Genomic DNA, 25,196 nt, shown 5'->3' on the forward strand with positions numbered 1-25,196 from the left:
GCCCCCCGACGAGTGCCGGTCGCGGCTTGATCGATTCACATGGCACCTACACCTACCCCCGTGGTCCCCATGCGCCCACCTTCGACCTACTCTTCGACTATGACCATCGGTGACGCGGCTCCCGCCCCCGCGGCCTTCCGGCGCGCGGTGGACAGCATGCGCGAAACAGAGGTCAGGCCGGAGATCGAGCTGGAGGACATCCCCGCGCCGCAGCGGCTCGCGCCCTATTCGGCCGCGATCGGCGCCTCGGTCTACCGTGATGGCGACGAGCTGGCGATCGGCAGGCTGATCCTGCTCTACGACCCCGACGAGCAGCGCGGCTGGGACGGCCCGTTCCGCCTCGTGGCCTACGTCAGGGCCGACATGGAGCCGGAGATCACCTCCGACCCGCTGCTCGGCCCCGTGGCCTGGAGCTGGCTGACCGACGCCCTGGAGGCTCACCAGGCCGGTTACGCGGCGGCGGGCGGCACGGTGACCCGGGCGGTGTCCGAGGGCTTCGGCAACAAGGCGGCCGATCCCGTGACCACCGAGCTGGAGTTGCGCGCCTCCTGGTCCCCCAGGGACGACGACCTCTCCGGCCATGTCGCCGCCTGGTGCGATCTGATGTGCCTCGCGGCGGGTATGCCTCCGCTACCACCCGGTGTGGCGGCCCTGTCGCCACACCGCCGCGAAGATCCGGAGTCCTTCAGGAAGTGACCGACGAGAAAACCATTCCGGCACCGGAGGCCATACCGCTGCTGGAACCGCGCGAGGGCATCCCAGACGTCATCGCCGGCCCTCGCGAGCTGGCGGAAGCCGTGGCGGCGTTCGCGCGCGGCCACGGTCCCGTCGCGGTCGACGCCGAGCGCGCCTCCGGCTACCGCTACAGCGGCAAGGCGTATCTGGTCCAGCTCCGCCGCGCGGGCGCGGGCAGCGCGCTGATCGACCCGACCGGCTGCCCCGACCTGTCCACGCTGGACGCCGCGCTCGCCGACGCCGAGATCGTGCTGCACGCCGCCTCGCAGGACCTCCCCTGCCTGGCCGAGCTGGGGCTGCGCCCGCGCAGCCTGTTCGACACCGAGCTGGCCGGCCGGCTGCTGGGCTACGAGCGCGTCGGCCTGGGCACCATGGTCGAGACGGTGCTCGGGCTGCGGCTGGAGAAGGGCCACTCGGCGGCCGACTGGTCCACCCGTCCCCTGCCGGAAGACTGGCTGCGCTACGCGGCGCTCGACGTCGAGGTGCTGGTCGAGCTGCGCGACGCGCTGCGGGCCGAGCTGGCGGAGAGCGGGAAGCTGGCGTGGGCACAGGAGGAGTTCGCCGCCGTGCTGGCCACTCCGCTGCCCGCCCCCCGGGCCGACCCCTGGCGGCGCACCTCGGGCATCCACAAGGTCAGGTCGCTGCGCGGCCTGGCGGTGGTGCGCGAGCTGTGGAACCTCCGCGACCGGCTGGCCAGGGAGGCCGACCTCGCCCCCGGGCGCGTGCTGCCCGACTCGGCGATCGTCGCGGCCGCCCTGGAGATCCCCCGCACCACCAAGGGGCTCACCGAGATCGCCCCCTTCACGGGCCGCAGCGCCCGCCGCCACCTGCGCGACTGGCTCGCCGCCATCGGCAGGGCCAGGGGGCTGGCCGAGACCCAGCTCCCGCAGCCGAGCACCCCCGGCGACGGGCCGCCCCCGGCCAACCGCTGGGCCGACCGCGACCCGGCAGCCGCCAAGCGGCTCGCCGCGGCCCGCACGGTCGTCGCGGCCCTGGCCGACGAGCACCGCATGCCCACCGAGAACCTCCTTCAGCCCGATTCGGTACGACGGCTGACGTGGGAACCCCCCGAGGAGATCGACGACGATTCGGTGGCCGAGCGGCTGCGCGGGCTCGGCGCGCGTTCCTGGCAGATCGGCCTCACCGCGCATCCCATCGCCAAAGCCTTAGCCCGCCTGGAAAACAAAGGAGAAGTCTGACCGGTTTTCAGCGGAAATATGCTGATTTAAATTGCATTCGCGGCACTAAGCCGATCGCTGATGGGATGTACGCTCCCCCACTCCCACCGTGGGAGCGCCGCTCAATCCCCACCGCGCGAATGTCCGCCGATACCGGCGATACGCCCACGCCACCTCGCCCAGAAACGCGATATCGCTTTCCAGGTCACCCCCGCCCGGAGCCCGCTCCGCCAGCGGATCCGGCCCCGAGGCCGTGCCGTGCGCGTCTTGCGACCGGTCCCGCGTCATCGCCACGGCGAGCATCCCCGCCTCGGCCAGTGCCTCCTCCCGGGCCATCGTGCCGTCTTCAAGTGGTGCCATCGACCCGGTCAGCCGTCGCGCCGCCGCCCCGACGCCCGCGTCGAAGTACGGCGACAGCGCCAGCCGCGCGTCCCTGATCTCGATCACCCTGCGGTACAGCCGCAGCCGCAGATCGGCCGGGGACAGGTCGGCCGCCGCCGAGACCGGCGGCACCAGGGCGATCTCCGGAACGGCCCGGTAGAGGGCGAGCCACAGCGGGCGCAGCTCCCGGTAGGCGCGGTAGCGGTCCAGCCACTCCAGCGCCTGCGGCACCCGCAGTCGCGGCCCCCACCCCGGCAGCGTCGCGCCCAGCAGGACCAGAACGTGGGCGAACAGCGGCAGCAGCGCGTCCAGTGCGGCACGAGGCTCCGGAGGGTAGTCCAGCCCGAACCTCGCGGCGCCGAAGAACACCGCCTTGTGCAGCACGTAGAGCTTCGCGCACAGGGCGCCGACGATCACCAGCCGCAGCCCGAGGCGCAGCGTCGCGGACGCGGCCAGCACCGAGCAGCGCCAGCCGCGCAGGATGACCCCCCAAAACGCGGGCACGACCGCGACCAGCAACGCCAGCCAGTATTCGAGCACCCACGGGGCCGCCGCGTAGCGGGCGGCGAACCGCACGTCGTCCACAGGGGTGGGGGCCGCCGCGAACAGCGCGGCCATCACCGCGAGCGCGGCGAACAGGCCACCGGCGTATCGGACGCCGAGCGTCCCCGCCACCGGGGCGGGGTCGCTCATCAGGCGGAAGAAGGCGTAGGCCCCCCAGGCGACCAGGAGCATCCCGGCGTGGCCGAGGAGCCTGGCCAGGTTGGGCACACCGCTGAGCTCGGCGACCAGGGAGTAGACCGCCGGGGTGCCCAGCGTGGCGGAGGCGGCGAGTCCGGCGAGAATGAGCCGGACCACCCGGCGGCTGGGCTCGGACTGACGGCGGCGGCCGTGCGGCGCCCAGAGCAGCAGCGCCCAGGCCAGCACCGCCGGGCCGTACAGGCGGACGGACTCACCCACCGCCGATCAGCGGACCCGGGCCGGAGGATCCGGCACCGACCAGTCCAGGGCGGCGATCAGGCGGCGGGCGGACGCCCCGAGACGGGCGGCGCGCGGCGCGCGGCGGGCCCGCTGCTGGATCAGCGAGGCGAGCAGCTCCGCCTCCTGCTCCTCCACGGCCGTGTACGCGGTGTGGGCGGTACGGCCCAGCATCCGTAGCACCATCGCCGGGTCGAGGTTGGGCAGCAGGGCCAGCGCCTGCTCGACGGCGGGCAGCGGCTCCCGGTAGTGGTCGCACAGCAGATGGCTCAGCTCGTGCAGGATGATGTGGTCCTGGTGCGGCGGGGTGGTCGCCTCCTCGTAGAAGATCAGGTCGGCCGTCTCCGTGGCCACCCACAGCCCCAGCACCCCCGGCTTGCCGGTCATCGGCAGCAGGTGGATCGGCCGGGAGCGCTCCTCGGCCACCGAGGCGCACAGGCCCCGCACCAGGAACGGCACGGGCAGCGTGAGATCACTCAGCCGGTCCTCACACCGCCGCCGCAGTCGTTTGAAAACCGCCCCCCGCCTGCGCCTGCGCCCGACGGCGGACAAGAATGGCAGCCCACGACTCAGCCGGCATACGGATTTCGCAAGATCGTGCGGCATCACGCCCCCGTTTCCTGCTCGGCGAACGTTCCCCCGGTCGCCGGTCGACTTGAGTTTATGCGCAGACGCGAACGCCATTCGGAAAAGCCGAATTTCCCGATGGGCGTTCAGCCGCCGGTATCGGCGTCGCCGTCCTGGCCGTTCCTGCCGCCGTCGCCGAGTCCTTCGAGTTCACGCACGCGTTCGAGCATCTCGGTGATGGCGTCGAGGCTCTTGCCGGACAGGCCGGAGGCGCGCAGCGCGATCTGCCGGACGGAGGAGTCGCGCAGCGCGGTGAGGAGGGCGAGCTCGGCGTCGATCCGCTCGGCGGCGGTGTCGTCGAAGAAGTAGGCGGGCGGGACGCCGAAGAAGCTCGCCAGCGCCTCCAGGTGCCGCATGGTCGGGTTGTCCCGCAGGCCCTTGCGGAGCTGCCAGATGTAGGTGCCCGAGATCGTCGGGCCGCCCCGGGCCTTCAGCGCCTCGGAGACCTCTTCGAAGGTGTACTCACCTCCCCCGCTCGGCCGCACGGTGCGGAACAGGTGATCCAGCTTGGCGGCGAGACTGCGCCGCTCCGGCGTGTCCGGCAAGGGCTCACACCTCCGGACGGGCGGGACGCGGCGTGCACGACATGCGCGGAGTCTACAGCCATCAACTCTCGTAGACGAGTCGCACACCTCACCGTCCGCCCCAGTTGACGGCTCGCGAATTCTCAGTTTATGGTTCTGACACGGCAATCAACTGAGATTAATCGCCGAGACGGGGCCCGGCGGGAGGCAAACCCGCCGTGCGGTCCGGCCATGCCAGTCGCCTATTCAAAGGGGACGAGTTTGCAATGCCTCGACAAAAGGCACGCGAATTCGGGAAAAGGCCGAGCGACACCGCCCGGAGATTCCCGCGAAATGCGCTGCACGTGATCGGCGGGCTCACCGCGCTCGCGGCCCTCGCCGCCTGCGCGCCCGCCGGCGGCGAGGCCGTCATGCCGGCACGGCCGGCCGTGCGGTTCCTGGGCGCGTCGTCCACCGGCGCCGTGCTCTACGACGCCGGCACCGGCGCGCTGTCCGGCCACGACCGGTCCGGACGCCGGGTCTGGCTGGACCGCACGTCGGCCGAGTCGGTGGTGTCGGTCAGTTGCCTGACCGAGTGCCCCGAGGTCGCGGTCTCCCAGCTCGCGTCCGCCGAGGCCGCCCCGATGGCCCCGTTCCGGCTCGGCGCGTCAGGCAGGCGTCCGTTCGCCGTGTCCGGCGCACGGCACGTGAGCGTGCTGACGGCCAGGTCCCGGAGCGACGCCGTGCTGGAGGAGACGGACGGCGAAGGCCGCACCACGGTCCGCGTGGTACGGCCCGGCCGGGACGACCGGCACCGCACCGCCCACGCGGACTACCAGTGGACGGAGTCGGCCGACGGGCGCACCGGCTTCGCCTATCCCTGGCAGGCCGACGACCCCTCCGCCGGGCTGCTGCTCCGCTTCACCCGCGACGGCGACGGCTGGCGGCGCACGACCTCCCGCGCGACGCCGATCGCCGAGACCTGTGTGCTCGCAGCCGTCACCGAGAAGGCCGAGTGCGTCCTCGGCGAGCGGGCGGCGGCCGTCGTCGCCCGCTCGACCGACGGCCGAGGGGGTTACCACACGACCGTGCGCGGCCTGGCCCCCGACGGGCGCACCGCCTGGCGGCGCGAGTTCGGCACCGAGGCGGGCGTCACCGTCCATCCGTCGCTGCCCCGCGCCGGGATCACGGACGGCGACCTCCTCACCGTGCTCGACACCACCGGGCGGACCGTGTGGACCCGGCGGCAGGTGGCCGCCGCCCGCTTCACCGAGGACGGCGAGCTGGCGGTCCTCGCCCCGGACGGCCGGCTCGACTGGCTGCCCGCCGTCCGATGACCCTGCCCGCCTGACTGCCCGTCACGAGAAGGGAGGCGCCCACCGGCCGATCGCAGGCATCCCCGATTCCAGCGAACATCCATAGAAAGGGAACATCTCATGCGTAAGCTCATCACCGGCGCAGCCGGCCTGTCCCTGATCGTCTCCGGCGCCCTGCTGGCCACCGCGCCGAGCGCGAACGCGGCCTCCGTGCGCGGTAGCTGCAGCGTCAGCGACGGCTACAGCGCCACCGGCGCCATCAACTACACCAACTCCGGCAGCAACCACCGGGTCAGCCACTACTCCTGGACCCTGCGCGGCCAGCGCGGCCGGACCTCGAACAACGTCAATGCCCAGGTCCGCAAGCACCGCAACAACCTGCCGGACCAGAGGGTGCACAGCTGGTCCACCGGCAGCGCCAGGAACGGCACCGGCCGCGCGCCGATCAACAAGACCTGGCCGAAGTCGCACACCCTGTTCGGCCAGATCCAGTTCATCTTCGACAAGAACAACGCGCCCGACCCCCGGTGCACGGTGCACACGCCCCGGTTCTGACCGGAGATCGATGACCGCCCTCGGACGGGCACGGGCCCGTCCGAGGGTCTCCGCGTGGTGGCGTGCCAGTTGTTGTTACCCGCGAGTAGCATGGTGGTGGAAGCCATCCACCGCAAGGAGCGAGGCCGTGTCATCCACTCGTGACGTCGTGTTCGTCGACGGCGTGCGCACGCCGTTCGGCAGGTCGGGGCCGAAAGGCATGTACGCGGAGACCCGCGCGGACGACCTGGTCGTCCGGGTCCTGCGCGAGCTGCTGGAGCGCAATCCCGGGCTGCCGCCCGAGCGCGTGGACGAGGTCGCCATCGCGGCCACCACGCAGATCGGCGACCAGGGGCTGACCATCGGCAGGTCCGCGGCCGTGCTGGCCGGGCTGCCCAAGAGCGTGCCCGGCTTCGCCGTGGACCGGATGTGCGCGGGCGCGATGACCGCCGTCACCAGCGTGGCCGGGGGCATCGCCTTCGGCGCCTACGACGTGGCGCTGGCCGGCGGCGTGGAGCACATGGGCAGGCACCCGATGGGCGAGGCCGTCGATCCCAACCCCCGCTTCCTGGCCGAGCGCCTGGTGGACGGCTCGGCCCTGGTCATGGGCATGACCGCGGAGAACCTGCACGACCGCTACCCGGCGATCACCCGGGAGCGGGCCGACGCCTACGCCGCCGCCTCCCAGGAGAAGGCGGCCAAGGCGTACGCGGACGAGAAGATCCAGCCCGACCTGGTGGAGATGGCGATCCGGTCGGCCGACCTGGGCTGGGGCCTGGCCACCGCCGACGAGGCCCCCCGGCCCGGCACCACCACCGAGGTCCTGGCCACGCTGAAGACGCCGTTCCGCCCGCACGGCCGGGTGACGGCCGGCAACTCCTCCGGCATCAACGACGGGGCCACCGGATGCGTCCTGGCCGCGTCCGACGTCGCCGCCGAGCTGGGGCTCCCGGCCCGGATGCGGCTCGTCTCCTACGCCTTCGCCGGAGTGGACCCCGAGGTGATGGGCATCGGCCCGATCCCCTCCACCGAGCGGGCGCTGCGCCTGGCCGGTCTGGGCATCGGCGACATCGGCCTGTTCGAGATCAACGAGGCGTTCGCCGTGCAGGTGCTGGCGTTCCTCGACCACTACGGGATCGACGGCGACGACCCGAGGGTGAACCCCTACGGCGGCGCGATCGCCTACGGGCATCCGCTGGCCGCCTCCGGGGTGCGGCTGATGATCCAGCTCGCCCGGCAGTTCGCCGAGCGCCCCGACGTCCGCTACGGCATGACCACCATGTGCGTGGGAATGGGCATGGGCGGAACCGTCATCTGGGAGAACCTGAACGAGGAGGCCAAGTGAGCCTGTCCACCTGGCGGTCCCTGCTGCTGGGGCGGGCCACCGACGAGATCGTCACCCGGGCGCTGGTGCGCGACGTGGCGCTGCCGTACGCGGCGGGCACCATGGCGCTGATCACCCTGGACAACGGCTTCGACCACACCAAGCCCAACGTCTTCGGGCCGCAGGGCCTGCTGGCGCTGAACGGCGCGCTCGACGAGATCGCCGGGCGCACCGACCTCGCGGCGGTCGGGATCACCGGCAAGCCGTTCATCTTCGCGGTGGGCGCCGACCTGAAGGGCGCGGCGGCGCTGGCCACCCGCGAGGAGGCGCTGGCGATCGCCGGGCTCGGCCACCACGTCATGCGGCGGCTGGGCGAGCTGGGCGTGCCGTCGTTCGCTTTCGTCAACGGCGCGGCGATGGGCGGCGGCCTGGAGGTCGCCCTGCACTGCGACTACCGGACGGTCTCCTCGGGTGTCCCCGCCATCGCGCTGCCCGAGTGCTTCCTCGGCCTGGTGCCCGGCTGGGGCGGCACCCAGCTCCTGCCCCGCCTGATCGGGCCGGAGAACGCGGTGAAGCTGATCATCGAGAACCCGCTGTCGCAGAACCGCATGATCAAGGGACCGGCCGCCGCCGAGCTGGGCGTCGCCGACGTCCTGCTGGAGCCCGCCGACTTCCTGGAGCGGTCGCTGCGCTGGGCCGCGCGAGTGCTGCGCGGCGAGGAGCGGGTGAACCGCCCCGACCACACCGCCGCCGACTGGGACCCAGTGCTCCGGAAGGCCCGCGAGCTGGTCGAGCTGAAGCTGCGGGGCGCCGCCCCTGCCCCCTACCGGGCCCTCGACCTGATCGAACTGGCCAGGACGGCGAGCCGCGACGAGGGCTTCGCCGCCGAGGACGAGGCCCTGGCCGACCTGCTGACCAGCGAGCAGTTGCGCTCCGGCCTGTACGCGTTCGACCTGGTGCAGCACCGGGCCAAGCGCCCCTCCGGCGCCCCCGACCGGTCCCTGGCCAAGAAGGTCACCAAGGTCGGCGTGGTCGGCGCGGGCCTGATGGCCTCCCAGCTCGCGCTGCTGTTCGTGCGGCGGCTTGAGGTGCCCGTCGTGCTCACCGACGTGGACGCCGGACGCCTGGACAAGGGCGTCGCCTACGTCCACGAGGAGATCGGCCGGCTGCACGGCAAGGGACGCCTGTCCGCCGACCAGGCCAACCGGCTCACGGCGCTGGTCACCGGTTCGCTGAGCAAGGACGCCTTCGCCGACGCCGACCTGGTGATCGAGGCCGTCTTCGAGGACCTCGCGGTCAAGCAGAAGGTGTTCGCCGAGGTCGAGGCCGTCGTGAGCGCCGAGTGCGTGCTGGCCACCAACACCTCCTCGCTGTCGGTGACCGAGATGGCCTCCGCGCTGCGGCACCCCGAGCGGGTCGTGGGCGTCCACTTCTTCAACCCGGTCGCGGTGATGCCGCTGGTCGAGGTGGTGCGGGGCGAGCGCACCGGCGACGCCGCGCTGGCGACCGCCTTCGCGCTCGGCGCGGCGCTGAAGAAGTCGTGCGTGCTGGTCAAGGACGCCCCGGCGTTCGTGGTCAACCGGCTGCTCACCAGGTTCATGGGCGAGGTCGTCGCGGCGGTGGACGAGGGCACCCCGCTGCCGGTCGCCGAGCACGCCCTGAACGACCTGGGCCTGCCGATGACGCCGTTCGCGCTGCTGCAGCTCGTCGGCCCGGCGGTCGGCCTGCACGTGGCCGAGACGCTGCACGCCGCCTTCCCCGAGCGGTTCGGGGTGTCGGCGAACCTCGCGGCGCTGGTCGCGGCGGGCAAGCCCGGGGTCTACCTGCCCGACTTCTCGCTCGACCCGGAGGCCGTGGCGCTGTTCTCGGGCGGCGCGGAGCCGTCCAGTGCCGCGCAGGTGCGCACCCGGGTGCTCCGCGCCCTCGCCGAGGAGATCCGGATCATGCTCGACGAGGGCGTGGTGGCCGAGGCCGGGGACATCGACCTGTGCATGATCCTCGGCGCGGGGTGGCCGTTCCACCTCGGCGGGATCACGCCCTACCTGGACCGCGAGGGCGTGGCCCGGCCGAGGTTCCTGGCGCGGGGCGTCGCCTCGATGCCGTCATCCTGACCCTGTCGTGGCGCGGCCGGCCCTGGAGCGAAGCACCAGGGCCGCCGCCGCGCCCGCCAGGAGCACCCCGGCGAGCAGCGGATACGGGGTGCGCCACCACGGCACGGGATCGTTGACGACCGCCACGCTGGCGACGGCCTCCGGTGTCGAGGCCGGCACGGCGGCCAGGGCCGCCGGGGTACCGGCGGGCGTCTCGGAGGGTCCCGCGACGGGGCCCGGCACGATGACGTCGCCGTCCGGGCCCGCCTTGGCCTTGCGCGCGCGCACCGGGATGCCCGGCGGGCGGATCTCCTCCCAGTAGTCGACCTTCAGGGCCGCGATCGCGCGGCGGGCCTCGACGGACGGCGGATCGACCGACAGGGCGCCGGGCACCTTCAGCGTGCCGATCGGGTGCGCCTGGAACCAGCCCTGCTGCCCCTCGACCCGGTAGTCGCCCGCGGGCAGCGCGACGGCCGCCGCGTAGTGCGCGGGCTCGCTCAGCCGGACGCCGTCGAAGGTCAGCGTCCGGCCGCCGCCCTGCGGGATGAACCGCAGCGCGACCCGGCCCAGCGACTTCTCATCCCCCCAGTACGGATGGGAGCCGTGCTGGAGCAGCCAGAAGCCGAGGGTGTAGGTCGTGCCGGCGGTGAACCGGGCGGGGACGGGGTCGAGCGTGGTCGCCGCCCACCCTCCGGCGGCGTGCGCCGCCCCGGGCAGCACCGGGGCGGCGAGGATGGTCATGGCCGTCGCGATCCGCGCGATCAGTCGTCTCATTGGGCACCTCCGGTGTTCTTACACCAGGGGGGCCTCCTTGGTTCCGGCCGCGCTGCGGCCGACGCGGCTGTGCCGCCGGCCGTACAGGAAGTAGACGACCACGCCGATGATCATCCATACGATGAACCGCAGCCAGGTCTCGACCGGCAGGTTCAGCATCAGATAGATCGACGCCAGCACCGACAGGATCGGGATCAGCGGGACCAGCGGGGTGCGGAAGGCGCGGGGCAGGTCGGGACGCGTGCGGCGGAGCACCACGACGGCGATCGAGACGATCACGAACGCGAACAGCGTGCCGATGTTGACCAGCTCGGCCAGCGCCGACAGCGGGATGAACCCGGCGAGCAGTGCGGTCACCACGCCGATGATCACGGTCACCCGGGCGGGTGTGCCGTACTTGGGGTGCACCGTGGCCAGCGGCCGGGGCAGCAGGTTGTCGCGGCTCATCGAGAACAGCACCCGGCTCTGCCCGAGCATCATGATCAGCACCACCGTGGTCAGCCCGGCGATCGCGCCGATGCTGATCACCGTGGCCAGCCACGGCTGGCCCACCTCGCGGAACGCGTCGGCGAGCGGCGCGGCCGAGCTGAGCCGCTGGTACGGCACCATGCCCACGACCACCAGCGACACCCCGACGTAGAGGGCGGTGCACACGGCCAGCGAGCCGAGGATGCCGATCGGCATGTCGCGCGGGGGGTTCTTGGTCTCCTCGGCGGCGGTGGCGACGATGTCGAACCCGATGAAGGCGAAGAACACGATGGCCGCGGCGGAGAAGATCCCGGCGACGCCGTACGCGGTGGGGGTGACCCCGAACAACACCTGGATGAGCGGCGCCCCCAGCCCTTCCACGTGCGGCGTCTCCTGGGCCGGCGGGATGAACGGGGTGTAGTTCGCGCCACGGATGAAGAAGATCCCGGCGACGATCACCAGCAGCACCACGGCGACCTTGAGGATCACCAGGGCCAGGTTGGTGCGCGCGGACACCCTGATCCCGAGGACCAGGATGAGGGTGAGGATCAGCACGATGACCATGGCCGGGATGTTGATCGTGGCGTCCTCGCCCGCCAGCGCGGGTGGTAGCTCCACCCCCAGTGTGGCCAGCAGCGTGGTGAAGTATCCCGACCAGCCCACGGAGACCACGGCCGCGCCCAGTGCCAGTTCCAGGACGAGGTCCCAGCCGATCACCCAGGCGGGGAACTCGCCGAGCGTCGCGTAGGCGAAGGTGTAGGCCGAGCCCGCGACCGGCACGGTGGCGGCGAACTCGGCGTAGCACAGCGCGGCCAGCCCGCACACGATCGCGGCGACCACGAACGAGAGCGCGACCGCCGGGCCCGCGTTGTCGCGGGCGACGCGACCGGTGAGCACGAAGATGCCGGTGCCGACGATGACACCGACGCCGAACACGGTGAGGTCCAACGCCCCGAGGTGCCTTCGCAGCCGATGCTCGGGCGCCTCTGTGTCCCGGATCGACTCCTCTACGGTTTTCGTGCGCGGCGGTCTCATTTGAGCTCCCACGGGATCGTCTGTGATCGTGGGAGGTCCTTTCCCCGCGCCGCCGCCGTCATGCCTGGGGCGCGGGGAACCCGGGTCATCGGGTGGGGTGATGCTCCAGCACGGGGCTGCGCCGGGCGATCGCCTCGGTGATCTCGCGGGCCAGGCCCTGGGCGGTCAGCCCGGCCTCGCCGAGGATCTTGGCGCGCTTGGCGTGGTCGAGGAAGGTCTGCGGGATGCCGTACGTGCGGACCGGGACGTCGACGTCGGCGTCGCGCAGGGCACGGGCCACGGCGTCGCCGACGCCGCCCACCCTGCCGCTATCCTCGACCACCGCGACCAGCTTGTGCGCGGCGGCGGCGAGCGGAAGGGCCGGGTCGATCGGCATGACCCAGCGCGGATCGACGACGGTCGCGGAGATGCCCTGGGCGTCGAGCAGGCGGGCGGCCTCCATGCACGTCTCGGCCATGCAGCCGACCGACACCAGCAGCACGTCGGGGTCGGCCGCGCGCAGCACGTCCATCTCGCCGAGCCTGCCCACCGCCTCGATGTCGTCGGCCACCGGGCCCTTGGGATAACGCACCACGGTGGGCGCGTCGTTCACCTCGACGGCCTCCGACAGCAGCTCGCGCAGCCGGGCGCCGTCGCGCGGGGCGGCCAGGCGCAGGCCGGGGATCACCTGGAGGATGGAGAGGTCCCACATGCCGTTGTGGCTGGGGCCGTCGTCGCCGGTGACGCCCGCGCGGTCGAGGACCACGGTGACCGGCAGGCGGTGCAGCGCAACGTCCATCAGCAACTGGTCGAAGGCGCGGTTGAGGAACGTGGAGTAGAGAGCCACCACCGGGTGCACGCCGCCCATGGCCAGACCGGCGGCGGAGGTCAGCGCGTGCTGCTCGGCGATGCCCACGTCGTAGATGCGGTCGGGATACGCCTCGGCGAAGGACGCCAGGCCGACCGGGTGCAGCATGGCGGCGGTGATCGCCACCACGTCGGGGCGCTCGCCGCCGATCCGGACGATCTCCTCGCCGAACACGTCGGTCCAGCCGCGTGCCTTGGGGCGCTCCTGGCCGGTGGCAGGGTCGAAGGGCTGCGGGGAGTGGAAGCAGTCCTCGTCGTGGTTCTCGGCGGGGGTGTAGCCGTAGCCCTTGCGGGTGATCACGTGCACGATGACCGGGCCACGGAAGCCCCTGGCCTTGCGCAGCGCCGTCTCCACGGCCTGCTCGTCGTGGCCGTCGATCGGCCCGACGTACTTGAGCCCGAGGTCCTCGAACATCGCCTGCGGGGCCAGGATGTCCTTCAGGCCCTTCTTGACGCCGTGCAGGGTCTCGTAGAAGGGCGACCCGACGACGGGGACCCGCGCCAGGGTCTCCTTGACGAACTCCAGCGCCTCCTCGTAGCCGCGGGTCATCCGCAGCGAGCCGAGGTGCCTGGCCAGGCCGCCGATCGTCGGGGAGTAGGACCTGCCGTTGTCGTTGACGACCATGATCAGCGGCAGGTCGCGGCAGGCGGCGATGTTGTTCAGCGCCTCCCAGGCCATGCCGCCGGTCAGCGCGCCGTCGCCGATCACCGCGACCACCGACCGGTCGGACTCGCCGCGCACGCGGAACGCCTTGGCCAGGCCGTCCGCGTAGGACAGGGCCGTGGAGGCGTGCGAGTTCTCGATGAGGTCGTGCTCGGACTCGGCCCGGCTGGGGTAGCCGGACAGGCCGCCCTCCTGGCGCAGCGAGCCGAAGTCGTCGGCGCGGCCGGTGAGCATCTTGTGGACGTACGCCTGGTGACCGGTGTCCCACAGCACCTTGTCGTGCGGCGAGTCGAAAACGCGGTGAATGGCGATCGTGAGTTCCACCACACCGAGATTGGGCCCCAGGTGCCCGCCGGCCTTCGATTCGGCAACCGAGTTGATCAATAGGTCGCGGATCTCCGCGGCGAGCCGGGGCAGGTCCGCCACCTCCACGTTCTTGAGGTCGCCAGGCCCCTCAATGGTCTTCAGGAGTCCAGGCAGCTCGCCCACGGAACCATCCCCTCTGCTCGCCCTCGCCGATGAGGTCGAGTCTAGTTCGCCAGTGCACCAGTGCCCCCGAATCCTTCAAAGGATCCCGAAACTGCACCGATTTACGACGGATTCGTCTAATCTCTGCATCATTATGAACACCCTCCCCATCAGGAAATTTTCCACCCTAGCCGCAGCGGCCACCGTGCTCGCCCTCCTCGGGACGGGGACCGCCGCGCAGGCGTCGGCCACCGCAGCACCGGCCGCCGTGAAGGAGGCCGAGCAGACACAGCGGGCCGTGCAGGCTTCCGTCCCCTACGGCAAGCGCGCGGCCACCCACAATCCGCTCTATCGCACGGGACGGATCAGCACCGCCAACTGCGCCGCGGGAACGCTCCGCAAGGGCAGCTCCGCGTCGTACAAGCGATTCATGACCAAGATCAACACTTGTTTGAACAACGCGTGGGCCCGCCAGTTCCGCAAGGCGCGCCTGCCGTTCGCCAAGCCCCGGCTGCGCTTTGTCACGAGCAAGGTGAGCAGCCCCTGTGGCAGGTGGCCGACCGGAGCGGGCGGCTACTACTGCTCCTCCAACCGCACCATGTACATCGGGGTGACCCGGAAGGTCGTCGGCCAGGGCTTCGGGCTCGGCTCCGCCCAGTTCATGGCGCACGAGTACGCACACCACGTGCAGACGATCAGCAAGATCGGGCCGAACTACTACTTCCCCTCGTTCAACCGGGCCAGGGGATCGGCCAAGCTCCTGCTGTCGCGGCGCTTCGAGCTGCAGGCCGACTGCCTGGCCTCGGCGTTCCTGCGGAGCGTCCAGGGCTCGCTGCCGGTGAACTCCACCGAGTGGCAGGGCATGGTGGACTGGACCCGTAAGAACGGCCACAAGGCCTGGCCGAAGAACGACCACGGCAAGGGGTACAGCCAGGCGTCCTGGATGCAGCGGGGTTTCAGCTCGGGCGGACCTGGTGGGTGCAACACCTGGACCGCGTCCCTGAGCCGCGTGGCGTGATCTGATCCGCCCCGACGACCGATGACCGAGTGTACGGCCGCGCCCGGCGGGCGCGGCCGTACGCGCGTCCGGGTTAGGAGCCGACCCTGGCCAGCGCCTCCAGCGGGTCGGCGAGCACGTGGGAGAAGGCCAGCTCCGCGGCGCCGACGAGAAGGACGTCGTCACCCAGGGCCGACGTGCGCAGCCGCAGGTTCTCGCGCGCGGCGGCCAGCGCGGTGAGCGTGATCCGGCTGCGCACCCGGGCCGCCGCGCCCAGATAGATCTCGCGCAGCATGCCGCCGAACACCACGATCTCCGGGTTGAAGATGTTGACCAGGTTGGCGACGCCGAACCCGAGCCAGTCGCCGACATGGCCGAGCGATTCCTGGACCATCACGTCGCCGCGGTCGGCAGCATCCACGATCGCGCGCACGGCCTCCCTGCCGATCTTGCCGCCGCCGAACCGCCCGGCCTGTTCGAGCAGCGCCCGCTCCCCCACCTCGGCCTCCAGGCAGCCCCGCGAGCCGCATCCGCACGGCCGTCCACCCGGGTTGACCACCATGTGGCCCACCTCGCCGCCGTAGCCCTGGTGCCCGCCGAGCAACTGGCCACCGACGATCACCCCGCCGCCGATGCCGACGTCGCCGTGCAGGTAGATGAGGTCGCGGCTGCCCACGCCGACGCCCCGGGACTGCTCGGCCAGCGCCGCCAGGTTCGCGTCGTTGCCGACGGTCACGGGCAGCCCGAGGCCGAGCCGCCTGGCCAGTTCCTCGCCCAGCGGCACGTCACTCGCGCCCATGTTGGGGGCGAACCGCACCACGCCGCCCGGGTTGCCGATCCCGCCGGGGAAGGCCGCCGCCGCTCCCACGCACACCGTGTCGTCGCGGGTCTTGCGCTGCATCTGGCGGGCGAAGGAGACCAGCGTCGCGACGTCGCCGTCGAGCGAGAAGGGGCCGCGCTCGCGGTCGGCCTCGCGGCGGTCCAGGATGACGCCGCCCAGCCCCACCCGCGCGGCCCGCAGCCGGTCGACGCCCGCGTCGAAGGCGAAGACGTACACCTTCGCCGACTCGGGCCTCACCACCAGGGAGGGCCGCCCGGCGCGGCCGGTCACCCGGGGAAGCTCCTCGCGCACCAGCCCGGCCGCGGTGAGATCTGCGGTCAGCGCCATGATGGTGCTGCGGTTCAGCCCCATCCGGCTGGTCAGCTCGGCTCGCGAGGTGGGCCCGCCGAGGTGGACATGGCGGAGCAGCGCGCCGAGGTTGTGGCGCCGGATCTCCTCCTGGGAGGGGCCTGCGCGCATGGCCGTGGGTGCCCGCCGTTCGGTTGGGGAATGGAAGTCGCCGATCACCTTAGACCAGTGGCCGACGCCCGCCTGCGCGCGAGGGCGTCCACCCCCGCGGCGAGCAGCAGCACGGACCCGGTGATCATGAATTTGACGCTGGAGCCGTAGCCCATCAGGCCCATGCCATTGTCGATCACCGCGATGACGGCGCCGCCCAGGATGGCGTCGATCACCCTGCCCTTGCCGCCGAACAGGCTGGTCCCGCCGATGATAGCGGCGCCCACGGCGTAGAGCAGCACCTGGCTGCCGCCGGTGTTGGGATCGACCGAGGCCCCTCTGGAGGCCGCGATGATCCCTCCCACGGCGGCGAGCGCGGAGCAGATCACGAACGCGCTGATCTTGATCCGGTCCACGTTGATGCCCGCCCGGCGCGCCGCCTCCGCGTTGCCGCCCACCGCGTAGATGTGCCGCCCGAACGCGGTCCGCTGGAGCACGAACGTCCACACCACGAGCAGCGCCAGGATCAGCGGGACCACGATCGGCACCCCGGTCAGCGAGGCCAGCGCGGTACGGCTGCGCTCCAGGTTCAGCGCCCACACGCCCAGCCCGGCGAACAGCGCGAGCCCGCCGACCCGCACCGCGATCAGCGACAGCGGGTCGGCGGCCAGCCCGCGCGCGGCGCGCTTACGCGCCCGGGCGAGCTGCACCACCGCGTAGCCCGCCACGCCCACGGCCAGCACCGCCCAGCCCAGCGCGGGCGGCAGGTTCTTGTTGGCGATGGCGAGGATCGTCTCGTCGCGGATGGAGATGTTGGTGCCCTCCTCGACGAGGACGAGCAGCACGCCCTGGAAGGCGAGGAACGCGGCGAGCGTCACGATGAATGAGGGGATGCCGAGCTTGGCGATCAGCAGGCCCAGCATCAGCCCGATCACCACCCCCGCCACGACGGCCGCCGCCACGCTGACGTACCAGGGCCGGCCCATGTTGGTCATCGTCACCGCGAGCACCGCCGCGCAGACGCCGCTGGCGAAGCCCGCCGACAGGTCGATCTCGCCGAGCAGCAGCACGAACACCAGGCCCATCGCGATCACGGTGACCTGGGCGCCCTGGGTGAACAGGTTCGCGAAGTTGCCCGGCGTCAGGAACACCGGGCGCAGCACGGTGAAGACCGTGCACAGCACCACCAGCCCCAGCACGGCGGGCAGCGCGCCCATCTCGCCGCCCCGGACCCGCAGCACGTAGGCGCGGGCGCTGGCGGCGATCGAGGGCGACTCCGCGGCGACGGCGAGCGCGTCGCGCGGCAGTTCCTGGTCCTTGACCCGGCTCATGAAGCGCCCCCGTTGCCGTTCCTGAGGCCGAGCTCGCCGCTGCGGCCGGCGGTGATGAGTTCCACGATCTGCGCGTGCGTGACGTCGGCGGTCTTCACCTGCGCGGCCATCCGCCCCAGGTAGAGGGCCGCGATCCGGTCGGAGACCGCGAAGACGTCGTTCATGTTGTGCGAGATCAGCACCACGGCCAGCCCCTTGTCGGCCAGCCTGCGCACGAGTTCGAGCACCTGGGCGGTCTGCGCGACGCCGAGCGCCGCGGTCGGCTCGTCCAGCACGACGACCTTGCTGTTCCACAGCACGGCCTTGGCGATGGCCACGGTCTGCCGCTGCCCTCCGGACAGGCTGGAGACGTGCTGCCTGATCGAGATGACGGATCTGACCGACAGGCTCGCGAGGGTCTGCGCGGCCATCTCCTCCATGGTGGCCTCGTCCAGGACCAGCCCGCTGCGCCGTTCCCTGCCGAGGAACATGTTCTGCACGATGTCGAGGTTGTCGCACAGCGCGAGGTCCTGGTAGACGATGTCGATGCCCAGTTCCGCGGCGTCGCGCGGGCCGCTCACATGGACCTGCCTGCCCTCGAAGAGGTACTCGCCTGAGTCGATCGGGTAGATGCCGCCGACGCACTTGACGAGTGTGGACTTGCCTGCGCCGTTGTCGCCGACGAGCGCCGTCACCTCACCCGGGTAGGCGGAGAAGGCGACGTCGTGGAGCACCTGCACGGGACCGAACCGCTTGTCGATCCCGCGTAGCTCCAGCACGGGGGTCATGGGAAGCTCCTTCGCGGAACGCCTCGGGGGACGCTCTGGCCGCCGGGCGCGGAGGGTACGGCGGGACCGCCCGCCGTACCGCTCCTACGGATTCGCTACTGGATTCCGGCCTTCGCGCACTTGTCGGCGAAGTCGCCGGTGCACAGTTCTTCCTTGGTGACGTATCCGTCCGCGACGACGTCCTTGACGTTGTCGAGGTGGATCGCCTGGGGGTCGAGCAGCACGGCCGGGACGTCCTTACCGGACTCGGTGTCCTTGACGGTGCCGGTGGCGGTGGGCTTCTCGCCCTTGGCCAGGGCCACGGCCAGCCCGGCGGCGGCGTCGGCCTCCTTCTTGATCGCCTTGTAGACGGTCATGCACTGGTCGCCGGCGAGGATGTTCTGCAGCCCCTGCACGGTGGCGTCCTGGCCGGTCACCGGCACCTTGCCGTTGAGGTTGTTCTTGCGCAGCACGGTGATCGCGGCGTTGCCCAGGCCGTCGTTGGCGGCCAGCACTCCGGCGATCTTGGGCTCGCTGGTGAGCATCTGCTCGAAGATCGTGCCGGCCTTGGCGTTGTCCCATTCGGGCACCGATTCGTCGGGGCCCTTGGCGTACTCGCCGGACTCGAACTTCGGCGCCAGCACGCCGTCGTAGCCGGCCTTGAAGAGGGTCGCGTTGTTGTCGGTGGGCGAGCCGTTGAGGTAGGCGACGATGGGCTTCTCGGCCTTGCCGTCGGTCAGGCACTTGCTGAGACCCTCGCCCTGCAACTGCCCGACCTTGGTGTTGTCGAAGCTGACGTAGAAGGCGGCGCCGCCGCCGAGGGTCAGCCGGTCGTAGTCGATCGTCGCGACGCCCTGGGCCTTGGCCTTGTCGAGGACGGCCTTGCCGGTGCCGCTGTCCAGATTGACGATCATCAGGACGGTGGCCCCGTTGGTCACCATCTGGTCGGCGATGGTCTGGAACGCGTTCTTGTCACCCTGGGCGTTCTGGATGTCGTAGGCGACGTTCGCGGCCTTGAACGCCTGCGTCAGGTACTTGCGGTCCGCCGTCTCCCAGCGGGCCGAGGACTTGCTGTCGGGCAGGATGACGCCGATCTTCCCGGCGGCCTTGGCCGACGCCGGGCCGCCGGGTTGTGCACTGGTGTCACCGCTCTGGCCCCCGCAGGCGGTGAGACCGAGGGTCAACGCCGCCAGGGCGGCAGGCAGGCTGAGGATCCCCTTGCGCATCGCATGGGTCCTTTCTGGGGGGATTTCTGTTGGGGGGTTTGAATGTTGTTTGCGGCAACGTAAACCGCCACGGCCTGCTTGGGAAGACTCCTGGAAGGTCAGTTTGTTGTTGCCAATAACAATTCAGAAACGCGGGTCACCGCACCAGGCTCTGCGCGATCAGGGCCAGGGCCGACACGGTGGCCAGGCCCAGGACCCCCGCACGAACCCGTCCGCGGTCCAGATATCGGCGCAGGCGTCCCGACAGCAGGAAGCCCGCGACCAGGCACGGGACCAGGACGACGCCGAACCGCACGGCCTCGGCGGTCAGCTCCCCCACCCACCACAGGACGACCAGTGACTGCGCGGCGCCGAGGAAGAAGTACATGGCGAGGGTCGCGCGGATCTGCGGGCCCTTGGCGTCCTGGTAGACCAGTCCCATCGGCGGGCCGCCGACGCCCGTGGCGGTGCCGGTGACACCGGAGACGAACCCCGCGGCGGCGACGGTGGCCGGGTTACGCGGCACCCCGGCCGAGCGCGCGGTGAGCGCCACCGCGACCAGCACCATGAGGCCGACGAAGACGCCGAGGGCCGAGACGGAGACGTACACGACGACGAGCGCCCCAAGGGCGCTGCCGGGCAGCCTGCCGAGCATCGCCCACAACACGCCGCGCAGGTCGGCCCGCCGCCACTCGGCCGCCAGGGTGAACAGCGGAAGCGTCATGTTCACCACCTGCAGTGCCCCGGGCACCACCTCCGGAGCCAGGATCGTCACCACGGGTGCGGCCACCAGCCCCAGCCCGAACCCGACTCCGCCCTGCACGATCGCACCAACGAATACCGCCAAACCCACAAATATCAGCACCAAAGCCTCATGATCCATGCAAATGATCAAATCATCGCCTCTGACGAGGCCGGGCCGGGGGACGCGAGGGGGCCGGACATGCGACAGGGCCGCCCGGCGGTGTGCCGGGCGGCCCTGAAGGGAGTGCGGGTGTCAGCTCTTCTTGAGAAGAGAGCGCAGGACGTACTGCATGATGCCGCCGTGGCGGTAGTAGTCGGCCTCGCCGGGGGTGTCGATACGGACTACGGCGTCGAACTCGACGTCGCCGGCGCGGACCTTCACCGTCCGGGGGATGCCGCCCTCGTTCAGCGCCTCGACGCCGATGAAGTCGAAGCTCTCCTCACCGGTGAGGCCCAGGGAGGCGACCGACGCGCCCTCGGGGAACTGCAGGGGCAGCACGCCCATGCCGATCAGGTTGGAGCGGTGGATGCGCTCGTAGGACTCGGCGATGACGACCCGGACGCCCAGCAGGGCGGTGCCCTTGGCGGCCCAGTCGCGCGAGGAGCCGGAGCCGTATTCCTTGCCTGCGAGCACCACCAGCGGCACCTGCGCGGCCTGGTAGTTGACCGAGGCGTCGTAGATGGTGGTCACGGGGGCGTCCACGGTGGTGAAGTCGCGGGTCAGGCCGCCCTCGGTGCCCGGCGCGAGCTGGTTGCGCAGGCGGATGTTGGCGAACGTGCCGCGGATCATGACCTCGTGGTTGCCCCGGCGCGAGCCGTAGGAGTTGAAGTCCTTGACCTCGACGCCGTTCTCGCGCAGGTACCGCCCGGCCGGGGAGTCGGCCTTGATCGCCCCCGCCGGGGAGATGTGGTCGGTGGTGACGGAGTCGCCGAGCAGCGCCAGCACCCTGGCCCCGGCGACGTCGGTGACCGGGGTCGGCTCGGACGGCATGCCGTCGAAGTACGGCGCCTTGCGCGCGTAGGTCGAGTCCGGGTCCCACTCGAAGGTGTCGCCCGTCGGGATCGGCAGCGAGCGCCAGGTGTCGTCGCCCTTGAAGACGTCGGCGTAGTCGCGCTTGAACATGTCCTGGCCGATCGAGGAGCCGACCACCTCGGCCACCGCCTCCGGCGTGGGCCAGATGTCCGCCAGGTACACCGGCTTGCCGTCGGTGCCGGTGCCAAGCGGCTCGGTGTCCAGGTCGATGTCCATCGTGCCGGCCAGCGCGTAGGCGACCACCAGCGGCGGCGAGGCCAGGTAGTTCATCTTGACGTCGGGGTTGATCCGGCCCTCGAAGTTGCGGTTGCCGGACAGCACCGCGGTGACCGCGAGGTCGCCGGTCTGCACGGCGGCGGAGATCTCGTCCGGCAGCGGGCCGGAGTTGCCGATGCAGGTGGTGCAGCCGTAGCCGACCAGGTTGAAGCCGAGCTTGTCCAGGTACGGCTGGAGCCCGGACCGCTCGAAGTAGCCGGTGACGACCTGGGAGCCGGGCGCGAGCGAGGTCTTCACCCACGGCTTGGTGGCCAGCCCCGCGTCCACGGCGTTCTTGGCCAGCAGGGCCGCGCCGAGCATGACGTAGGGGTTGGAGGTGTTGGTGCACGAGGTGATCGCGGCGATCACCACGGCGCCGTGGTCGAGCTCGAAGGAGCCGCCCTCGGCGGACTCGACCAGGGTGGGCTGGTGCGGCCTGCGCCCGCCGTTGGCGACGGCGTTGGACGCGGGCGGGTCGGAGGCCGGGAAGGTCTCCTTGACGGCCTCGTCCACGCCGTCCTGGTCGGCCACGAACGCGCGCACGTCGCGGCGCCAGGTCTCCTTGGCCGACGACAGGGCGATGCGGTCCTGGGGCCGCTTGGGCCCGGCGATGGAGGGGACCACGGTGCCGAGGTCGAGCTCGATGTACTCGGAGTAGACCGGCTCGTTCGACGGGTCGTGCCACAGGCCCTGGGCCTTGGCGTACGCCTCGACCAGCGCGATCTGCTCGGCGGAGCGGCCGGTCAGGGTGAGGTAGTCGATGGTCTGGCCGTCGATCGGGAAGATCGCGCAGGTGGAGCCGAACTCGGGGCTCATGTTGCCGATCGTGGCGCGGTTGGCCAGCGGCACGCTGGAGACGCCCTCGCCGAAGAACTCCACGAACTTGCCGACCACGCCGTGCTCGCGCAGCATCTCGGTGATGGTCAGCACCAGGTCGGTGGCGGTGGCGCCCGCGGGCAGCCTGCCGGTCAGCTTGAAGCCGAGCACCCTGGGGATCAGCATGGAGATCGGCTGGCCGAGCATCGCGGCCTCGGCCTCGATGCCGCCGACGCCCCAGCCGAGCACGCCGATGCCGTTCTCCATGGTGGTGTGGGAGTCGGTGCCCACACAGGTGTCGGGGTAGGCCTTGCCGTCCCGGGTCATGACGACCCTGGCCAGGTGCTCGATGTTGACCTGGTGGACGATGCCGGTGCCGGGCGGCACCACCTTGAACTCGTCGAAGGCGGTCTGCCCCCAGCGCAGGAACTGGTAGCGCTCGCGGTTGCGCTCGTACTCCCGCTCGACGTTGCGGCGGAAGGAGTCCGGCGCGCCGAAGAAGTCGACGATCACCGAGTGGTCGATGACCAGCTCGGCGGGGGCCAGCGGGTTGATCTTCGACGGGTCGCCGCCGAGGTCTCGCACGGCCTCGCGCATGGTGGCCAGGTCGACCACGCAGGGCACTCCGGTGAAGTCCTGCATGATCACGCGGGCCGGGGTGAACTGGATCTCCACGCTCGGCGCGGCCGACGGGTCCCACCCGCCGAGCGCCCTGATGTGGTCGGCGGTGATGTTCGCGCCGTCCTCCGTGCGGAGCAGGTTCTCCAGCAGGATCTTCAGGCTGTAGGGAAGGCGCGCCGATCCCTCGACAGCGTCCAGCCGGTAGATCTCGTAGGCCGCCTCACCTACGCGGAGCGTGTCACGGCTGCCGAAGCTGTTCGCGGACACGATGGGTCGCCTCCTCCATTGCCGTTGGTCTGCCGGCGGCCGCAAGCCGCCCTCAATGGAATCCTCCCGCACACGCCGGGCACGCAGGTCGGTTAGGTACGCCTAACCGGCTGGGATTCCACCAGATGTCTCGATGTCAAGATATCTCCAATGATATCTCGACATCAAGTTACAGAGGCGCCAGCCGCCAGTAGAGCAGCCCCACGATCGCCACGGACAGCACCGGGGCCAGGAACTTCTGCTCGAACGCCCGGCCCGTCTTGATCCCGATCTTGTACGGCAGGACCCACCGCTGGCGCAACGGCCACAGCACCGGACAGCCCTTCTCCGTGCAGCAGTCGCCCACCACGTGGATCAGGCTGCCGAACCCGATCGCCAGCCCCAGCCAGGCGTACTGCACACCGAGCGAGCGGAACACCGCGTACAGGCCGACGGTGAGGCCGACGTTGACCATCGCGGAGGCGGCCTTCTTGCCGGGGATGCCGATGCCGATCGCCCGCAGCGCGAGCCCGATCATCAGCACGACCAGGACGTCGCGGCCGATCGGGTAGTTGTTGGCGAGCAGATGGGCGCCGAAGCCGACGCCCACCGCGAAGAGCAGCGAGTGCGTGGCCCCCCGGTGCCCGCCGCTGATCCAGGCCACCGCCTTGCTCAGCGCCCAGGTGACCGGGCCGAAGGTCTGCGCGATGGTGGCGCTCGGATGGTCGAGGTCGGGCAGCATCGCGGCCCCCGCGCAGATCAGCGCGCCCGCGATCAGTTCGGAGGGCGTCAGCGCGGCGGCCATGATCCCGGTGTCCACGAACCGGGACGATTCGGCGAGGTAGGGCAGCGCGGCAAGGCCCGGAGCGACCGCCAGCCACGCGACCGCCCCGGTGAGGGCGTGCGTGTGCCCCATCATGTCAAGATCACGGCTGACCAGCCTACGGCAAAGTGCCGCCCATGACGCGGACGCGAGGCCCCTGAATCGGCGTGTCGCACCCCAGCCCTCCGGAAGGAGAAGGACCTCCAGAAAAGCGACAGACGGGATCGTCCCTTGCCTCGAAAGCACCCCCCAGCCCTTCCGAGGTGGGAACGATCCCGTCTATGCCCTGACAACGCGTACGTCGCCGGGCTTTGTTCCCTGACCCTGCCGATTAATCCAGTGATCTGGCTCACGCGTTACGTCTCCTTGCGGTTAACTTCTTAGCGATATATCGTAGAAGCATCGAGAGTGATCGAAGACCGATCTCCAAATCGAGGAGGAAATGATGAGTTCCACACACGCGATGGGCGGGCAATGGGCCCAGTCCGATCCCTGTGAGATGGGCCGGCAGGTCCGGCGAACCGCCAGGTCGGCCATGCGCCTGATGGCGGCGGCATGGCAGCAGGGCGGCGGCCCCGGCGGTCCGCGCGGAGGCGGCCCGCACGAGCACCGGGCGCGCGGCGGCCATCGCGGCGGCCCGTTCCCGTTCGACTTCGGCCGGGGCCTTTTCGGCCCCGGGTTCCAGCCCGGCGGGCGGCACTTCGGCCGGGCGCGCAAGGCCAAGCGCGGCGACGTTCGGGCGGCGATCCTCGCCCTGCTGGCCGAGGAGCCGCGCAACGGCTACCAGATCATCCAGGAGATCGGCGAGCGCAGCCAGGGCGGCTGGCGTCCCAGCCCCGGAGCGGTCTACCCGGCGCTGCAGCAGCTCGCCGACGAGGGCCTGGTCCGCGCCGAGGAGAGCGAGGGCCGAAAGACCTTCCAACTCACCGAGGAGGGGCGGGCCTACGTCACCGAGCACCCCGACGAGGTCCGCGCGCCGTGGGAGGAGATGGTGCCCGACGTCGACTCCGGCACCTGGGAGCTGATGGACACCGCGCGCCAGTCGGCGTTCGCGATGATGCAGATTCTGCAGACCGGCAGTGAGGCGCAGATCCGCGAAGCGAGGCAGACTCTTATCGAGACCCGGCGCAAGTTGTACCGGATCCTGGCAGAAGGTGACCCCTCGGAGGAGTGACCGGC

The 25,196-nt window shown here is 71.2% G+C and carries 21 protein-coding genes; 8 read left to right on the forward strand and 13 right to left on the reverse strand.

The features are described 5' to 3' along the window. Window positions 1-99: 99 nt before the first annotated feature. The gene (locus tag P3X83_RS35405) at window positions 100-696 is read left to right on the forward strand and encodes a DUF3000 domain-containing protein (RefSeq protein ID WP_277309717.1); all 597 of its coding nucleotides are present in this window, start codon (window positions 100-102) and stop codon (window positions 694-696) included. Then, window positions 693-1,934 (forward strand): ribonuclease D, encoded by a 1,242-nt coding sequence (locus P3X83_RS35410; RefSeq protein WP_277309718.1) that lies wholly within the window; start codon window positions 693-695, stop codon window positions 1,932-1,934. Before P3X83_RS35405 ends, P3X83_RS35410 begins: the two co-directional genes overlap by 4 nt. 45 nt (window positions 1,935-1,979) lie before the next feature. Here the strand turns inward: P3X83_RS35410 and P3X83_RS35415 are convergent, their stop codons facing one another. The 3 genes from P3X83_RS35415 to P3X83_RS35425 all read right to left on the reverse strand — a co-directional run bounded on the left by P3X83_RS35415 (window position 1,980) and on the right by P3X83_RS35425 (window position 4,444). Then, window positions 1,980-3,254, reverse strand: coding sequence for an MAB_1171c family putative transporter (locus P3X83_RS35415; RefSeq protein ID WP_277309719.1), 1,275 nt, complete (start codon window positions 3,252-3,254; stop codon window positions 1,980-1,982). A 6-nt stretch (window positions 3,255-3,260) separates the two neighbouring features. Continuing rightward, window positions 3,261-3,824, reverse strand: a complete 564-nt coding sequence (locus P3X83_RS35420) for a hypothetical protein (protein ID WP_277309720.1) — start codon at window positions 3,822-3,824, stop codon at window positions 3,261-3,263. Window positions 3,825-3,985: 161 nt separating this feature from the next. Next, on the reverse strand, window positions 3,986-4,444 hold the full coding sequence (locus P3X83_RS35425) for a helix-turn-helix domain-containing protein (protein ID WP_277309721.1): 459 nt from the start codon (window positions 4,442-4,444) through the stop codon (window positions 3,986-3,988). Window positions 4,445-4,767: 323 nt separating this feature from the next. On the opposite strand from P3X83_RS35425, the gene P3X83_RS35430 reads away from it, so the two are divergent. The 4 genes from P3X83_RS35430 to P3X83_RS35445 all read left to right on the forward strand — a co-directional run bounded on the left by P3X83_RS35430 (window position 4,768) and on the right by P3X83_RS35445 (window position 9,687). Further along, entirely contained in the window at window positions 4,768-5,739 is a 972-nt protein-coding gene (locus P3X83_RS35430) for a hypothetical protein (RefSeq protein ID WP_277309722.1), read from the forward strand. Window positions 5,740-5,838: 99 nt separating this feature from the next. Next, window positions 5,839-6,273: a hypothetical protein gene (locus P3X83_RS35435; RefSeq protein WP_277309723.1), complete on the forward strand. Its 435-nt coding sequence runs from the start codon at window positions 5,839-5,841 to the stop codon at window positions 6,271-6,273. Between the two features lie 148 nt (window positions 6,274-6,421). Next, window positions 6,422-7,597, forward strand: coding sequence for a thiolase family protein (locus P3X83_RS35440; RefSeq protein WP_277309767.1), 1,176 nt, complete (start codon window positions 6,422-6,424; stop codon window positions 7,595-7,597). Further along, the gene (locus tag P3X83_RS35445; RefSeq protein WP_277309724.1) at window positions 7,594-9,687 is read left to right on the forward strand and encodes a 3-hydroxyacyl-CoA dehydrogenase NAD-binding domain-containing protein; all 2,094 of its coding nucleotides are present in this window, start codon (window positions 7,594-7,596) and stop codon (window positions 9,685-9,687) included. The genes P3X83_RS35440 and P3X83_RS35445 overlap by 4 nt, the downstream gene beginning before the upstream one ends. Here P3X83_RS35445 and P3X83_RS35450 read toward each other — a convergent pair. From P3X83_RS35450 to dxs, 3 genes are all read right to left on the reverse strand, one after another. Then, window positions 9,679-10,440, reverse strand: coding sequence for a hypothetical protein (locus P3X83_RS35450; RefSeq protein ID WP_277309725.1), 762 nt, complete (start codon window positions 10,438-10,440; stop codon window positions 9,679-9,681). The genes P3X83_RS35445 and P3X83_RS35450 overlap by 9 nt on opposite strands. 18 nt (window positions 10,441-10,458) lie before the next feature. Beyond that, window positions 10,459-11,943 (reverse strand): amino acid permease, encoded by a 1,485-nt coding sequence (locus tag P3X83_RS35455; protein WP_277309726.1) that lies wholly within the window; start codon window positions 11,941-11,943, stop codon window positions 10,459-10,461. Between the two features lie 85 nt (window positions 11,944-12,028). Further along, complete coding sequence (gene dxs, locus P3X83_RS35460) at window positions 12,029-13,933, reverse strand: 1-deoxy-D-xylulose-5-phosphate synthase (RefSeq protein ID WP_277309768.1); 1,905 nt, start codon at window positions 13,931-13,933, stop codon at window positions 12,029-12,031. Window positions 13,934-14,075: 142 nt separating this feature from the next. Between dxs and P3X83_RS35465 the strand changes: the two genes are divergently transcribed. Continuing rightward, on the forward strand, window positions 14,076-14,939 hold the full coding sequence (locus P3X83_RS35465; RefSeq protein WP_277309727.1) for a neutral zinc metallopeptidase: 864 nt from the start codon (window positions 14,076-14,078) through the stop codon (window positions 14,937-14,939). Between the two features lie 73 nt (window positions 14,940-15,012). Here the strand turns inward: P3X83_RS35465 and P3X83_RS35470 are convergent, their stop codons facing one another. From P3X83_RS35470 to P3X83_RS35500, 7 genes are all read right to left on the reverse strand, one after another. Continuing rightward, window positions 15,013-16,218 carry an ROK family transcriptional regulator gene (locus tag P3X83_RS35470; RefSeq protein ID WP_277309728.1) on the reverse strand — a complete coding sequence of 402 codons (1,206 nt, stop codon included), beginning with the start codon at window positions 16,216-16,218 and terminating at the stop codon, window positions 15,013-15,015. Window positions 16,219-16,262: 44 nt separating this feature from the next. Beyond that, window positions 16,263-17,528: an ABC transporter permease gene (locus P3X83_RS35475; protein WP_277309729.1), complete on the reverse strand. Its 1,266-nt coding sequence runs from the start codon at window positions 17,526-17,528 to the stop codon at window positions 16,263-16,265. Continuing rightward, window positions 17,525-18,295, reverse strand: a complete 771-nt coding sequence (locus P3X83_RS35480; protein WP_277309730.1) for an ATP-binding cassette domain-containing protein — start codon at window positions 18,293-18,295, stop codon at window positions 17,525-17,527. Before P3X83_RS35480 ends, P3X83_RS35475 begins: the two co-directional genes overlap by 4 nt. 95 nt (window positions 18,296-18,390) lie before the next feature. Next, window positions 18,391-19,500, reverse strand: a complete 1,110-nt coding sequence (locus P3X83_RS35485; protein WP_277309731.1) for a substrate-binding domain-containing protein — start codon at window positions 19,498-19,500, stop codon at window positions 18,391-18,393. Window positions 19,501-19,636: 136 nt separating this feature from the next. Further along, a complete protein-coding gene (locus P3X83_RS35490) occupies window positions 19,637-20,332 on the reverse strand; it encodes a sulfite exporter TauE/SafE family protein (protein WP_277309769.1) in 696 nt (231 codons plus the stop codon). A gap of 144 nt (window positions 20,333-20,476) precedes the next feature. After that, the gene (gene acnA / locus P3X83_RS35495) at window positions 20,477-23,215 is read right to left on the reverse strand and encodes an aconitate hydratase AcnA (protein WP_277309732.1); all 2,739 of its coding nucleotides are present in this window, start codon (window positions 23,213-23,215) and stop codon (window positions 20,477-20,479) included. A 169-nt stretch (window positions 23,216-23,384) separates the two neighbouring features. Beyond that, window positions 23,385-24,113 (reverse strand): metal-dependent hydrolase, encoded by a 729-nt coding sequence (locus tag P3X83_RS35500; protein WP_277309733.1) that lies wholly within the window; start codon window positions 24,111-24,113, stop codon window positions 23,385-23,387. A 349-nt stretch (window positions 24,114-24,462) separates the two neighbouring features. Here P3X83_RS35500 and P3X83_RS35505 point away from each other — a divergent pair, with 349 nt between their 5' ends. Beyond that, window positions 24,463-25,191, forward strand: a complete 729-nt coding sequence (locus P3X83_RS35505) for a PadR family transcriptional regulator (RefSeq protein ID WP_277309734.1) — start codon at window positions 24,463-24,465, stop codon at window positions 25,189-25,191. Window positions 25,192-25,196 lie beyond the last annotated feature (5 nt).

The sequence above is a fragment of the Spongiactinospora sp. TRM90649 genome (assembly GCF_029382225.1).
In the GTDB taxonomy this organism is placed as follows: Bacteria; Actinomycetota; Actinomycetes; order Streptosporangiales; family Streptosporangiaceae; genus Spongiactinospora.